This is a genomic window from Brachyspira hampsonii (genome assembly GCF_001746205.1).
In the GTDB taxonomy this organism is placed as follows: Bacteria; Spirochaetota; Brachyspiria; order Brachyspirales; family Brachyspiraceae; genus Brachyspira; species Brachyspira hampsonii_B.
The window spans coordinates 1-15,366 of the sequence record NZ_MDCO01000006.1; the positions used below are offsets into that span (position 1 = coordinate 1).

13 protein-coding genes and 1 pseudogene are annotated in these 15,366 nt (G+C 26.8%); 7 read left to right on the forward strand and 7 right to left on the reverse strand.

Translation table 11 applies throughout. The features are described from left to right. On the forward strand, window positions 1–363 hold a 363-nt coding region (locus tag BFL38_RS15075; RefSeq protein WP_438357064.1), incomplete at its 5' end, for a hypothetical protein. Between the two features lie 15 nt (window positions 364–378). Then, a pseudogene (locus BFL38_RS03150) lies at window positions 379–1,018 on the forward strand (Rpn family recombination-promoting nuclease/putative transposase); the annotation flags it as partial. Window positions 1,019–1,175: 157 nt separating this feature from the next. Here BFL38_RS03150 and BFL38_RS03155 read toward each other — a convergent pair. The 4 genes from BFL38_RS03155 to BFL38_RS03170 all read right to left on the reverse strand — a co-directional run bounded on the left by BFL38_RS03155 (window position 1,176) and on the right by BFL38_RS03170 (window position 4,800). Next, window positions 1,176–1,658, reverse strand: a complete 483-nt coding sequence (locus BFL38_RS03155; protein WP_020004751.1) for a glutathione peroxidase — start codon at window positions 1,656–1,658, stop codon at window positions 1,176–1,178. A gap of 131 nt (window positions 1,659–1,789) precedes the next feature. Next, a complete protein-coding gene (tpx, locus tag BFL38_RS03160) occupies window positions 1,790–2,287 on the reverse strand; it encodes a thiol peroxidase (RefSeq protein ID WP_008727233.1) in 498 nt (165 codons plus the stop codon). A gap of 113 nt (window positions 2,288–2,400) precedes the next feature. Next, a complete protein-coding gene (locus BFL38_RS03165; protein WP_069725691.1) occupies window positions 2,401–3,051 on the reverse strand; it encodes an RluA family pseudouridine synthase in 651 nt (216 codons plus the stop codon). 21 nt (window positions 3,052–3,072) lie between these two features. Beyond that, a complete protein-coding gene (locus tag BFL38_RS03170) occupies window positions 3,073–4,800 on the reverse strand; it encodes a motility associated factor glycosyltransferase family protein (protein WP_069725692.1) in 1,728 nt (575 codons plus the stop codon). 122 nt (window positions 4,801–4,922) lie between these two features. Here BFL38_RS03170 and BFL38_RS03175 point away from each other — a divergent pair, with 122 nt between their 5' ends. From BFL38_RS03175 to BFL38_RS03185, 3 genes are all read left to right on the forward strand, one after another. Continuing rightward, window positions 4,923–5,348, forward strand: a complete 426-nt coding sequence (locus BFL38_RS03175) for a response regulator (RefSeq protein WP_069725693.1) — start codon at window positions 4,923–4,925, stop codon at window positions 5,346–5,348. Window positions 5,349–5,531: 183 nt separating this feature from the next. After that, on the forward strand, window positions 5,532–8,036 hold the full coding sequence (gene gyrA / locus BFL38_RS03180) for a DNA gyrase subunit A (protein ID WP_069725694.1): 2,505 nt from the start codon (window positions 5,532–5,534) through the stop codon (window positions 8,034–8,036). Window positions 8,037–8,289: 253 nt separating this feature from the next. After that, the gene (locus BFL38_RS03185) at window positions 8,290–8,640 is read left to right on the forward strand and encodes a PepSY-like domain-containing protein (RefSeq protein ID WP_069725695.1); all 351 of its coding nucleotides are present in this window, start codon (window positions 8,290–8,292) and stop codon (window positions 8,638–8,640) included. 1 nt (window position 8,641) lies between these two features. On the opposite strand, the gene BFL38_RS03190 is transcribed toward BFL38_RS03185, so the two are convergent. From BFL38_RS03190 to BFL38_RS03200, 3 genes are all read right to left on the reverse strand, one after another. Continuing rightward, window positions 8,642–9,316, reverse strand: a complete 675-nt coding sequence (locus BFL38_RS03190; protein ID WP_069725696.1) for an ABC transporter ATP-binding protein — start codon at window positions 9,314–9,316, stop codon at window positions 8,642–8,644. Next, window positions 9,313–9,876 carry a hypothetical protein gene (locus BFL38_RS03195; protein ID WP_069725697.1) on the reverse strand — a complete coding sequence of 188 codons (564 nt, stop codon included), beginning with the start codon at window positions 9,874–9,876 and terminating at the stop codon, window positions 9,313–9,315. Before BFL38_RS03195 ends, BFL38_RS03190 begins: the two co-directional genes overlap by 4 nt. Window positions 9,877–9,996: 120 nt before the next feature. After that, window positions 9,997–10,521 (reverse strand): hypothetical protein, encoded by a 525-nt coding sequence (locus BFL38_RS03200; RefSeq protein ID WP_069725698.1) that lies wholly within the window; start codon window positions 10,519–10,521, stop codon window positions 9,997–9,999. A gap of 176 nt (window positions 10,522–10,697) precedes the next feature. On the opposite strand from BFL38_RS03200, the gene mfd reads away from it, so the two are divergent. Continuing rightward, entirely contained in the window at window positions 10,698–14,441 is a 3,744-nt protein-coding gene (gene mfd, locus BFL38_RS03205; RefSeq protein WP_069725699.1) for a transcription-repair coupling factor, read from the forward strand. A gap of 177 nt (window positions 14,442–14,618) precedes the next feature. Further along, window positions 14,619–15,362 (forward strand): DeoR/GlpR family DNA-binding transcription regulator, encoded by a 744-nt coding sequence (locus BFL38_RS03210; protein ID WP_069725700.1) that lies wholly within the window; start codon window positions 14,619–14,621, stop codon window positions 15,360–15,362. Window positions 15,363–15,366: the final 4 nt, after the last annotated feature.

Sequence of the window (15,366 nt, forward strand, 5' to 3'; positions counted from 1 at the left end):
TATTCCATTGTGGAAGATATCGAAGAATCTCATGAAGAATCAGAAGAAGAGATAATTAATAATGAAGAAGATCTGACAGAAGAAGATAAATCTATGATAGAAGGCTATTTGGATAAAGTAGATAGTTCATCAGAAGATTTAACGGAAGAAGAAAAAGAATTATATCAAAGTTATTTATCCAATTCTTCAGATAATATTGAATCGAAAGAAGAATTGCAAGAGGAATCATCAGAGGAAACAAATACAGAAGAAATAACTTCAGAATCTCAAGAAGAAGAATTGAAAGAAGATATATCGGAACCTCAAGAAGAAAAAGTAGAAGAAGATATCGAAGAATCTCATGAAGAACAGAAGAAGAGATAATTAATAATGAAGAAGAAAATACAGTTACAAGGTAATTCAAGATTTCCAGAACGCATATTATATTATTGGGCTTCAAATTATAGTAAATTATTAAAACATGGAGAAAAATACGATACTTTAACTCCTGTAATTAGCATAAATTTACTTAATTTCAATTTAGATGATTCAAATAATATTCATTCATGCTATATGATTTATGATACAGTTAATGATAGACTATTAACGGCACCGAAGGTTGGCTTTGCCCCATTTACAAATTCATATAATTGAAATCAAAAAATTTCAATATAATTTATTACAGCCCGATTTAAACTGTTGGCTTAAATTTTTTACAATGAAAGAAAAAGATAATAAGGAGTTTATTATGTCTGATCTAGTAAAAGAAAAACCTATAATGGAAGAAGTACAAAAAAGATACAATAACTTTATTAAAAATAGATTAATGATGAATGAATACGATAAAAGAGAAGCGTATTTATATGGTAATCAAATAATGCTTGAAGAAGAAAGAAAATTAGGAATTGAAGAAGGTATAGAACAAGGTAAAAAAGAACAGCAAATATCTATAGCTAAAAGCTTTAAAAATGCAGGCATAGATATAAAAATTATAAGTGAAAATACAGGATTAAGTATAGAAGAAATAAAAAATTTGTGAACATCTGGCAAGTTTACTTGTCAGATACTTTTAGTGAACAAATTTTTTATATATAAATAAAGAAATAGAAAAACTATAATAAGTATATACCTGAATTTATTAAAAAAATAAAAAGAGCTTCTATATACAACAATATATAAAAGCTCTTAATTTTTTATTATTTTTTAAGAAGTTCTCCTACTATCTCATCAAGCTCTTCAGGTTTTACTCTAGGATCATATCGTCCTACTATATTTCCTTGTCTGTCTATTAAGAACTTACCGAAGTTCCATCTTATTTTTTCAACGCCTTCTTCTGTAGGTTTTTCTGCTTTCAAATAAACAAATAAAGGATCCGCATTTTTACTATTAACTTTTACTTTATCAAATAGTTTGAAAGTAATACCGAATTTTTCTTTCCTAAACTCGGCAATCTCTTCAATAGGTTCTTTAGCCTGACCTCCGAATTGATTGCAAGGGAAATCCAATATTTCAAAACCTTCTTTTTTATATTTTTTATATAAATCTTGCAATGCCGGATACTGCTTTGTAAATCCGCATTTTGTGGCAGTATTTACTATTAATAAAACTTTGCCTTCATATTTTTTTAATTTAACATCCTTGCCTTCAGCATCTTTTACAGTGTAATCATATATACTCATTATTCCTCCGTAAATTTTTATAAGTATAAATTATTTATTATAAAATTATAAATTAATTTGTCTATATATGCAAATAAAAAAGGCATACTCTATAATAATAGAATATGCCTTGAAATTACTCTAACTATAAATTATAAAAGAGCTTTAGCAGCATTTAAAGCAGCATCATAATCTGGTTCATTAGTGATTTCTGGAACATATTGTACATATTTAACAGTATTGTCTTTATCAAGTACAAATACAGCACGAGTTAAAAGTTGTAATTCTTTTAATAAAGTACCGAATTTTCTTCCGAAATCTTTTTGATTGTAGTCAGAAGCTACGATATGAGAAGAAGCATTAGCAGCAGCACACCATCTAGCTTGAGCGAATGGTAAGTCAACAGATACTGTTACTACTGTTACTCCTTTTAAAGAAGCAGCTTCTTTGTTGAATCTTTTAGTTTGTACATCGCATACAGGTGTATCTAAAGATGGTACAGAAGATATGATTTTTACTGTATCACCTGCATCTTTTAAAGACCATGGACTTAAATCTGTTTTTACTACTGTAAAATCTAAAGCTTTAGCTCCAACTGTTAATTGAGCACCTTCTAAAGTTTGTGTTGCACCTTGAAATGTAACTGTCATTTTTTACTCCTTCTATTATTTATTAATTTTAATAAAAATTAAATATAATCTTTTATTATTTAAGAAAATATATAAATTATTAGAAAAAAAGTCAATAAAAAAAATGAATAATTTTATTTTTTAACCCTTTCAAGGAGCTTAAGCCTAATTAAAAACTCTTTATTATATTTTATATCTATCTTTATATCTTTTTTTGTGATAGGGTGAACAAAATCAACCTCTTTTGCTATTAAAGCAAAACCTTTCATTTTATAAATATCAGCATTTTTTGAATATATTTTGTCTCCTATTATTGGATGTCCTATATATGAAAGATGCACTCTTATCTGATGCGTTCTGCCTGTTAAAGGTTTTAATTCAAGTAAAGTATGTTCATTTAATATTTTTAGAACTTTATAATGAGTTACTGCTGATTCTCCTCCGTCTTTTACTGAGAGAGGTATTCTTTTATTAGGATTTTTTTTATCAATTCCTATTGATACATCTATTGTACCATTATCTTTTTTCACTCTTCCCTGAACTATGGCATGATACACTTTATTAATGGTTTTATTTTTAAAAGATTCTTCAAAATATTTTTTAGTTTTCTCATCTCTAGCAAGAATAAGTATTCCTGAAGTAAATTTATCTATTCTATGAACTAAATATAAACTATCAATATGATTATATTCTTTTTTTATTATATTTATCAAATTACTATCCGCCTCAATACCTGCTTCTTTATCAATGGCAATGAAATAATCATCTTCATAAATAATTTTCATTTTATATTCACTTTATAATTATTATAATTTTTCTATAATTAAAGATATTCTAGTAAAAAAGTAATTCACATTTCTCAAACTTTCAGCAATAAGAAATATTAATTTTTCTCTCGTCTCTCTTTCTCCCCTTTCGCACATAAGTATAGTTGCTGATAAAATAGTTTGCAGTATGCTTGCTTTTTTTTGATATTCTTTTACAAGATTAATCGTTTCATAATATAAATTATCTATATTATTTAAATTATTATTTATATTGTTATATATATTTGACAAAATATTTCTAAATTCTTCTAATGTACTTTTTAATTCTATATACGCTTTTTTTATATCAGTATCATTATCTTTTTTATATATGCTATTAGCTATATTTAATGCTTTACTTCTTATATTATCAATAGAAAAATTTTCTATGCTGCCCTCTTCTATAGAATCCATTTTCACAGCTTCTTTAGTGATTCTCTTTATTTTCATATTTGAATATTTATCTTTGAATTCATTAAAATATTCCATCTGACTTTCAAATACAAATTCTGTAGGCGGATAATTATCTATATTCGTATTATTTCTTATAGTATTAAAATAATATGATTCATAAGTTTTTAATTTATTAGTTTTATTCACCATATATTCATAAGAAAGAGCATGTTTAATATGCCTCTCATAAAAAGGATAGCTATTGTCAAAACCTATTAATAATACTTCATCTAAACCAATATAATGAGCAAAATCTATCATAGTTGTTGCCACGGTGCTTGAAGTAGTAAGGTATGATAATTTGGTGAAATCTTGTATATATTTTATTATTCCTAAATTTTCAGAAGAAGTGAATCTTATAATATCAGCATTTATATTTCTAGGTATTATTTTATTTGCCGCTATATCCATAACTAAATAAGGAAACTCCCTGTTTTCATACACAAAATCTAAAGAATTAAAAAAACCTCCGTCTACAGTAATTACAAAATCAGGAATTATACCATGTTTACATAACACACTGTAACTAGTATCAACGCATATAATAAAGAAATTTTCTCTTTCTTTTTTTATTATATCTATACTATGCTTCAATGTAGGACCGGGACATATAAGCAATGCCTTTAAGCCTTTAAATGCATCTTTAAAATGAATTATATCTGATGATTTTTTTATATACTCACTATTAAATATTATATTCTTAGTCCATATATTCTCAAAATACATATTAGTAAATATATTTGATATTTCTTTTTCCATTATATTTAATATCTGAGTATAAAATATATTAGCATTATCCTTTTCTTCTTTTGTAAGCGATGGAAGAAGAACCAAATTAATACCATTTATGCTTTTATAATCAATGATTTTATTTATATAATCAATACTGTCATCTTTATATACAAAAAATATATTCTTATTATCCGTATTGTATATATTATAATAAGAATATTTAAAAACTGCCACATCTTCTATAACAACTATTATTTTAAGAGTTTTTATGATTTCTTTATTAAAATAATTATCAATATTTTCAATCAAATATTTTAAAGTATATCCTAATCCATATCCATATATTATGAGAAGATTTTTATTTTTATTTATATTTTCTAAAGCTCTTTTGCATTCATTATTAATATTATATTTACTATGTAAAGCTCTTCCATTTTTAGAAATTATTATGATATTATCTTTATTTTTTTCTATTTTGTATGAAGCGTCAAGTTCGCTTTTTTCTTCTTTTAATAAATTATGCAGTTTTACTGATATATTCATCTATTTATAATAACAAAAAAAATATAAAAATCAAATATACAGCACAATATATAATAAAAAATAATTGACAATATCTATAATTATTATAAATTATAAGGATATAACTTTTATGAGGTATTTTTATGTCAACTTCACCATTAGGATATAATACTAAAACAGGAAAACCATATAAAGTAATGATTATAGATGATTCTAGTACTATAAGGATAGCTGAAAGAAAGATATTATTATCTGAAAACTTTGATGTAATATTGGAAGCTGACGGTGCTATGGATGCTTTAACAAAACTTAGAGAAGCAGAAGATAAACCGGATATAATAATGACGGATTTTGAAATGCCGCAGATGAATGGAATTGATTTGCTTAAAAGGATTAGAGCATTGAATATAGACTCCAAGATAATAGTTGTTACTTCTTATGCAAATAAAGGCGTATTAATGGAGTTCTTAAAATTAAAAGTAGACGGATATATTGTAAAGCCTGTTCAGCGTCAGACTATGATATATCATTTAGCTAGGGTAATAGGAAGAGAAGATTATTTAAAATAAATTTAGTCTTTAACACTTTTAATTTATAATATCTGATACTATATTTTCAGAAATAAAATATATTATTATAATAGTTATATATAAATCATATATTTTCTTCTATATTATAGTATCATTTTGTATATTGATAATTTTATCATAAAATGTTATAATTGTACGAATATTTTTTAAGGATATAAATATATGGCAGTAAAAAAGAATAAAGAAGATAATTCAGAAGAAAGACAATATTCCACACTGACAAAAGATATCTTAAAAAGAGTAGATCATATTTCAATAGAAAATGAATTAAGAGAATCTTATTTAACTTATGCTATGAGCGTTATCGTATCTAGGGCATTACCTGATGTAAGAGATGGTTTAAAACCTGTTCATAGAAGAATCTTATATGCTATGTATGATGCTAATCTTACCCATGACAAGCCGTACAAGAAATCGGCTGCTACAGTAGGAGAAGTTTTGGCTCGTTATCACCCGCATGGAGATGCTGCAGTTTACGGAACTATGGTAAGAATGGCACAGGATTTCTCTATGCGTTATTTACTTGTAGACGGACAGGGTAATTTTGGTTCTATAGATGATGACCCTCCTGCTGCAATGCGTTATACTGAAGCAAGAATGACTCGTTTTGCAGAAGAAATGCTTAATGATATAGAAAAAGAAACTGTTAAATTCGTACCGAACTTCGATGATTCCAGAACTGAACCTTCTGTACTTCCTGCTACAGTCCCTCAGCTTTTAGTCAATGGAAGTATGGGTATTGCTATTGGTATGGCTACTAATATGCCGCCTCATAACTTAAAAGAGGTTGTAAATGCTATAGTTTATTATATAGATCATCAGGATGCAGAAATTAAAGATTTGATGCGTTATGTACAAGGTCCTGACTTCCCTACTGCTGGTATTATATATGGTAAAGAGGGTATTAAAGAGGCTTATACTACAGGAAAAGGACGAATAAAGCTAAGAGCCAGACTTGAAGTAGAAGAAACTAAGAAAGACAGAGAGGCTATAGTAGTTAAAGAGCTTCCTTACGGAGTTGTAAAAACTACTCTTCATGAAAAAATAGCTGAATTAGTAAAACAAGGCAAAATTGAAGGTGTAGCAGATATTAGAGATGAATCAAGCAACAGAGCAGGTATTCGTCTTATAATAGAACTTAAAAAAGGTGTTGCCACACAAATAGTGCTTAATCAGTTATGGAAGCATACTGATTTGGAAACTACTTTCGGTATAATAAATCTTGCATTAGTTAATGGCGAACCTAAAGTTTTAAATTTAAAAGAGCTTATAAAATATTTTGTTGACCACAGAGTTGAGGTTATCACAAAAAGAACAGAATATGATTTGAATCAAGCCAGGGCTAAAGCTCATATATTAGAAGGCTTACTAATAGCTCAGGCTAATATTGAAGAGGTTATAAGAATAATAAGAGAAAGCGAAAATACTGATGCTGCAAGAACCACTCTTATGAACAGATTCAAACTTTCAGAAAAACAGGCTCAGGCTATACTTGACATGCCTCTCAAACGCTTAACTGCTTTAGAAAAATTAAAAATAGAACAGGAATTACAGCAATTAAGAGAATTTATAGCTTATTGTGAGGACTTGCTTGCCCACCCAGAAAAAATACTTGCTGTTATTAAAGATGAGCTTAAAAAAATAGCAGAAAAATATGGTGATGACAGAAGAAGCGAGATAATAGGAAAAACTAATGATACTGAAATAGATGAAGAAGATTTGATACATGATGAAGATGTAGCAGTATCTATAACTACTCAGGGATTCATTAAAAGAGTGCCAGCTTCAAGCTATCGTACACAAGGCAGAGGCGGTGTAGGTGTTCAGGGCGGAAAATCTCAAGGCGAACACTATATAGAACATCTATTTGTTGCTTCTACTAAAGACTATTTATTTATATTCACAGATAGAGGTAAGGCTTTCTGGATGAAGGTGCATGAAATACCTGCTTTAAGTAAGATATCTCAGGGTAAAAGTATTAAATTTATACTTAATTTAGCACCTGAAGAAAAAATTACAAGCTACTTTACAGTATCAGAGTTTGATCCTAAACAGTCTATTATTATGGTTACTAAAATGGGTACTATAAAGAAAATGGAATTAAAGCATCTTGAGAATGCCAAAAAAAGAGGAATACTTGCTTTAACATTAGAAAATAATGATGAATTAGTTGCAGTTTCACCTGTACAAACAGGAGATGATTTCATTATGACTACTGCTTCAGGACTTGCTTTAAGAATCACTGAAGAGAAGATTAGAAAAATGGGAAGAGCAGCAGCTGGTGTTAAAGGTATTGCATTAGATGATGATGATGTTTGCGTATCAGGAAATGCTATACATAAGGGAGAATCATTAATCGTTATTACAGAAAATGGTATAGGTAAAAGACTTTCTTCAAAACAGTTTAATGTTAAAGGAAGAGGAGGAAAAGGACAGATTTATATTAAGCCGGACAATAAAACAGGAAATGTTGTCAGCGTAAAAACTGTAGGTGATAAAGATGAAATAATGGTTGTTACTACTGATGACATGACTATAAAGATTAAAGCTGATTCTATACCTGAACTTGGAAGGAATGCTAAGGGTGTAAAAATCGTTAATATTTCTGACGGAGCTAGGGTAAGCGATTTAGCTGTTGTACCTGCTGATAGTGAAGAAAAAAAATAATTTAATATTTATAAGCCTATATTTTTTAATATAGGCTTTTTTAATTTAAAAAATTGCATTTTTATAAAATTTTATTATATTGATAATATAACAAAATGAGTATTTATAAATATTTGAAATAATTGTTATTTTATTTCTTAAATCTTTAATTTTAATTAAATACAATTTTTTCTCTTAAATGTTAAAGAAAAAATTTAATTATTAAAAATATAAAAATATAGATAATATTAATATGTTATTTTGAGGTTGCATTATGGATACTACAATAAAACTGCCTTATGGTGCCGAAATATTTATAAAGAGTAAATTTCTTAAAGCACAAATAGTAGAAATCGAAAAAATAGATAATATTTTTAAAGTAGAACTTGATAATGAAGTATTTATCACATTTGATGAAAATGGTAATTGGATTTCTATTAATAGTGAAAAAAGGCTTCCTGAAGATGTTATTCCTGATATAGTTCAAAAGAAAATAAATAAATTAAAAAGATTTGAAACAAAATATAAATATGAGAATTTAGATATTAATGAAATAAGGAAAATCATTAATTCATATAGAGTAATATTAGATCATTATTTGGAAATGCATATATACAGCAATTAAATCATTTCAAACAGCGAACTATTTTACCATTAGACATCTCATAAACATTATTAGCATAAGCTGCTATATTATGGGCATGTGTAACCATAATGATGCTAGTTCCTTGTTTATTAATAGTTGTCAATATTTCCATAAGAGTTTTTGTACTTGCAGGATCAAGATCGCTTGTAGGCTCATCAGCTATTAAGCATTTACAGCCGTAAGCCAATGCTCTTAATATAGCAACCTTTTTCATTTCACCGCCTGAGAGATCAGATGCTTTAGAATATGTTTTATCTTTAAGAGCAAATAATTCTATATTTTCCTTAGTCTGATTTATTTTTTCTTCTGTAATTTTATGTTTAAAAGATAAAGGCATTAATATATTATCAATAACGCTTATAGTTGGTATAATAACAGGATATTGAAATATATAAGAAAAATATTCTCGTCTAAAACTTGCAAGAACATCTTCATTAGCTCCATTTAATTTGAAAGAATCATAATATATAGTTCCGCTAGTAGGTTTAAGTATTCCACCTATTATACTTAGCAATGTACTTTTTCCGCTTCCTGTATGTCCTACAAAACTTATAAAATCCCCTTGATTGATGTCCAAACTAATATCTTCGCAGGCATTAAATTGATTAACTCCCAAAGGGAAAACCTTTGATACATTGATTATTTTTATATTCATAGTGTTCCCCTCAAATCATCATAAGGATCTTTTCGTAAAAGTATAGAATTAGAAATAAAAGCTCCTATCATAAAGCCTACTATTAGTACAGCATTTGAGAGTAATACTACATAAGCTCCGTTAATTACATCTGAAACTTCTACTAAAGTTAATATATATGAACTATATCTTATATATAAGATTAACATTTCTATAATACAAATCAAAAATGATACTAAAGGATATAAAAGACTTATTAATATGGCTAATTTTCTTATAGCTAATTTAGTAGCTCCGAATATACGCAAAGTAGAAAACATTCTGCTGTTCTTTGAAAATATATAAGAGCTGGATATTGCAGAATATAATACCCCTATTATTAATATTCCTATAAATAAAGCGTATATAGAAAACTCTCTGAAGAAAGGTATATTTTCATTTAATAATATTTCATATTTCCATACTAAGCTGAATATAGAAGTTACAGTCATAAGCTGAGATAATGAAATAAATATTATTATTGAAAATACAATACTTCCTTTAATAAGTTTTGAAGCATATCCTATAGTTGAATTATACACAATAAAAAACCTTTTATTTTTTTTAACCTATTAGCCGTATCTTTGTAAAATAGCTCTAAAATTCAATATCGATATTATCTATGATTACTTAAGCAAATTATTTTTACTATATATAAGTAATCATCTTAATGTTCCAAATTCTATTGTATTAAAATTATCTACCTCTTCTATTAGAGGAATAGGATATTCAGACATATCTTTTCCTTCTCTTAAGGTATTGTATATTGTTAAATTATTTTTTTTCCAATCGGATAATCTTTTTTTGTATTCTTTTGTATAGCCTGAAGTCATTTCTAATATACCATTATTCAAAATAAAGCCTACTAGCATATTTACATTGCTGTTTGGAATAGAATCTCTTACATCATAAGCAACATAATTTAGAGGCATCTTTTCATAGTAATAAGCATTAGTAGAACTTTCTGCATATAAAAATATTCCTGTACCTCTTTTTATACCATTTATTTTATATTCTACATTTCCATTTTCTTTAAATGTGTATAAATATCCGTTAGGAGCAAGCACGCTTTTACCCTTAACCGATTTTATCCATACATTATTGTATTTACTATCAGATACTTTAACATTAGAGGCACAAGAGCTTATAATAAATAATAAGATGAATATACTATACAATTTCAACATAAGATACCTTATTTAAAAATATTTTTTTTATTTTCGGCATAAAAACTAATTATAATATAAAATTATATTTGTATTAATTTTTCAAAACCTTTTCATTATGAACTATTGCTATTTAATAAAATAATATTTATTATATATTGACATTTTTAACACATTATATAAATGGTAAAAGTAATATGTACAATAATGAATCAATATATAGAGAATTAATAGAAAGATTTTCAAAAAGTGAAGAATTTGTAAATTTCGATATAAAAAAAACAAAAAGCATAACAGGACTTAAAGGCGGAAGTGATTCTTTATTTTTTGCTTCTATTTTTAATACCGAAAGTATTTTAATAATCAAAGAAAATGAAAGCGATGCTATGCTTCTAAGCCAATCTTTAAATTTTTACAATATACCTAATTATTATTTTCCTGATTATGATACCGTTCCTTTTACTAAAATGTCCCCTATTACTGATATAGCACAGGAAAGAATAAATATATTGTATAAATTGATAAATAAAGAAAAATCTATAATAATAACAACAATAAATGCTGTAACTAGAAAATTACCAAATAGAAATGATTTGAAAAAGCTGCCTATATATTTAAATGTAGGAGATAAATTAGATTTAGATAATTTAAGATTAACATTATATGATTTAGGATATGTTATAGAAAGAGAAGTTGCTGAAAAAGGTACTGCTTCTGTAAGAGGAAGTATAGTAGATATATTTTCTGTGGAATATGATAATCCTATTAGAATAGAATTATTTGATGATGAAATAGAGAGTATAAGATTATTCAATATAGAAGACGGAAGATCTTTCAAAAATGCAGAAAATATCATTATTTATCCTGTGAGAGAAGCTGTATATAGTGATTCGGCGGTAAACGACTTTTTAAACAGTAATGATATTAATGATGAAATTAAAGACAATATAATAAAAAGAAAATATTTCGCCGGAAGTGAAAATTTACTGCCTATTTTTTATAGCGATTTAGAAACTATATTTGATTATTTTGATTATGGTTATGTATTTATTGATGATGCTTTAAAATTAAAAAATAAATTTATCACTGTTATAGATACTATAAAAGAAAATTTTAATGACATAGATAATATATTCAGCATAATAGGAGATATTTATAAACTTTATATTGATAATAATTACTTTTCTGAGATAGTAAAAAAATCAATAAATATATCTCCTTTCATAACAGATACAGATATATATAAATTTAACTTTTTAGAAGGTCTTTCTTTTAAATCAAGATTAACAGATTTTCTTGATTATGTTAAAGAATATAGAGAAAAAGATTATTTAATTATTTTATCCACAGGACATAATGATCAGGCATTAAGATTTTATAAGATAATGCAGGATTTATCACCAATAATCATAACTGAAAATGAAATAGAAGATGAAGAAAAAGTATCTGAAGATAAAGAAAATAATAACAATAAAGAAATAATAAATAACAGCATAGAAAATACTGATAATAATGAAGATAATAAAGAAATAATTCTTGAAGATAATAATAAATATGAAGAAATAAAAAAAGATTATTCACAAAATGAAAATAATTTTTATATAATAACTACCCAAGCATCATCAGGTTTTATAAAAGATGATATGAAAACAATATTCATAGCAGATTGGGAAGTGTTTGGAAGAAAGAGAAAAAAGGTAAGAAAAATACCTAAAGTTAATAAAAACTTAATAGAAACATTTGTAGATTTGAATGTAGGAGATTATGCTGTACATGTTAATTATGGTATAGGAAAATATTTAGGTCTTACGAGAAAAATGTCTAATGGTAAAGAAAAAGACTATATCACATTAGAATATGCTAAAGGCGATAAACTTTATATACCTGTAGAACAAATGAACTTCGTGCAGAAATACATATCCGGACATGGCGAAGCTCCTAAATTAACATTGTTAGGAGGAAGTGCTTGGGATAAAATAAAGAGCAAGGCAAGAGAAGATGCATTAGCTACTGCCAGAGAATTAATAAAACTTTATGCTATAAGATCCAATATTAGAGGAAATATTTATGGGTCTGATACTCAATGGCAGGACGATTTTGAAGCTTCATTTCGTTATGAGGAAACGGTTGATCAGTTAAGAGCTATTAATGATATAAAAGAGGATATGGAAAGCGGAAAAATGATGGACAGACTTGTATGCGGAGATGTAGGATTTGGAAAAACAGAAGTGGCATTCAGAGCTGTATTCAAAGCTATAATGGCAGGAAAACAATGTGCTATACTCTGCCCTACTACCATATTATCACAGCAGCATTATAACAATGCCAAAAAAAGATTTGAAGATTTTCCTATTAGAATAGAAGTTTTAAATAGATTCATTACAAGCAAACAAGCCAAGAAAAATAAAGAATTATTAAAAACAGGCTCCTGCGATTTAATAGTAGGAACTCATATGCTTTTATCCAAAGATATTGAGTTTAAAAATCTCGGACTTATAGTTATAGATGAAGAGCAGAGATTTGGTGTTAAGCATAAAGAAGCATTAAAAAAATTGAGATTAGAAACAGATGTTCTCACTCTTTCAGCTACGCCTATACCTAGAACTTTAAATATGGCTTTAACAGGAATAAGAGATATAAGTATAATAGAAACCCCTCCATTAAATAGAATACCTGTAAAAACTTTCGTTACAGAGTTCAGTGAAGATGCAGTTATCAATGCAATAGAAAGAGAACTTAAAAGAGAAGGACAAGTATTTTACCTTTATAACAGAATAGACACGATAGAATCATTCGCACTTATGATAAAAAAACTTTGTCCTAAGGCAAGAATATGCGTAGCACATGGAAGAATGACAGGGCATCAGTTAGAAAAAATAATGGAAGATTTTATTAATCATAAATATGACATACTAGTATCAACTACCATAATAGAAAACGGCATAGACATACCTAATGCTAATACTATACTAATAGACAATGCAAATAAATTAGGATTATCCGAACTTTATCAATTAAGAGGAAGAGTTGGAAGAAGCGACAGAGAGGCTTATGCTTATATGTTCTATCCAAGCGATTTAGCTCTTACAGAAGTTGCTTACAAAAGACTTGAAGCTATATCCGAACATACAGATTTAGGGGCAGGATTTAAAATAGCTATGCGTGATTTGGAAATAAGAGGAGCAGGAAATATTTTAGGTAAAGAGCAATCCGGTATGATATATCAGGTAGGTTATGAACTTTATACTCAAATGCTTGAAGAAGCTGCTAATGAATATAAAGGCGAAATAAAAGAAGTAACATTCGATACTGTTATAGATTTGAAGCATAATTTATTTATTCCTGACTCTTATATAGCAGATTCAAAAGAGAAAATATCCGCATACAAATTAATAATGCGTTCTCAAAGCGACGAGGATATAGAATATTCTAAAGAGTTTATGACAGATAAATACGGAAAACTTCCTAAAGAATTAGAAGATATTTTCAATATAGCAAAACTCAAAATCATATTAAAAAGAATTAGAATATTATCTGTTATAGAGGGACAGTATAATATATATCTTAAACTTGATAAACTTTCAAAAATAGATACTGATAAACTTGTAAAATTAATAAATACTAAAAATTCAGGAGTTTATTTTGATAAGGATAATCTTAATCAATTAATAATACCTGTTGTAAATGAAAAAGAAAATGATATTGAATGGAAGTTAGAAAAAATAAAAAATGTAATATTAGAAATAGAAAGTGAAAATTACTTATCAGATAATAATTCACAAAATGAAAGTAATGAAAACACTGCAAATATAGAAAACAATAAAAAAGAAGAACATTCTAAAATGAGCATTGCAGAAGCTAATCTAAAAAATAACAAAAATAATAAAAAAAGAACTATATCAAGAAGATCTCCTAAATTAATAAAAGTAAATAAAAAATAATATAATTTTAATTTATTAAACTACATTAAGTATAATAACACGCTACAAATTATACATAGTGTAGTTTTTTTTATATTTTTTTGATTGAAATTGATTATTTTTGATTGATTTTGATTGATTTTTATAGTTTTTTTGATATAATTATTAATATAAAGATTGAATGAGGTAAGAATAAAAGTGCTGAAAGTAAGCAGATATGAATTAATTTTTGAAGTTATAAAAGAGAAAAAGAATATCAAAATAGAAGAACTGATTGAAAGACTTAATGTTTCAGAGGCAACTATAAGGAGAGATTTAACATTTCTTGAAAAAGCAGGAAAAATAAGAAGAGTTCATGGAGGTGCTATATTAGTTGATACTCAGGAAGAAAGTTTGATATACAAAAAGGAAATATATTCAGAAGAAAAAGAAAAAATAGGAAAGTTTGCTGCTTCTTTGGCTGAAAGCGGTAATACAATATATTTAGATGCGGGAACAAGTGTTTTTGCCATGATTAAATATTTAGCAGGCATAGAAAATATAAAAGTGCTAACTAACGGTTTAAGTCATATAGAAGAACTTTATAACAAAAAAATAGAATCATACTTAATAGGCGGAAAAATGAAAATGCTTACAGGGGCTTTAGTTGGAGCTAGTGCTGTTTTATCAATAAGGAATTTCAATTTTGATTTAGCATTTATGGGAGCAAATGCAATAGATATTAACGGATATTCTACACCAGACAGTGAGGAGGCATTAATAAAAAGTGAAGCTGCTTCAAAAGCGAATAAAACTTATTTTCTATGCGATGAATCAAAATTAAAAAAGAAAAGTTTTATTAATTTTTATAACTTAGAAGATTCCTATTTGATAACTAATGCAAAAGAGATAGATGATAATATAAAAAATAAATTAAAAGGATTATTTATTGTTAATCAATAAAAAG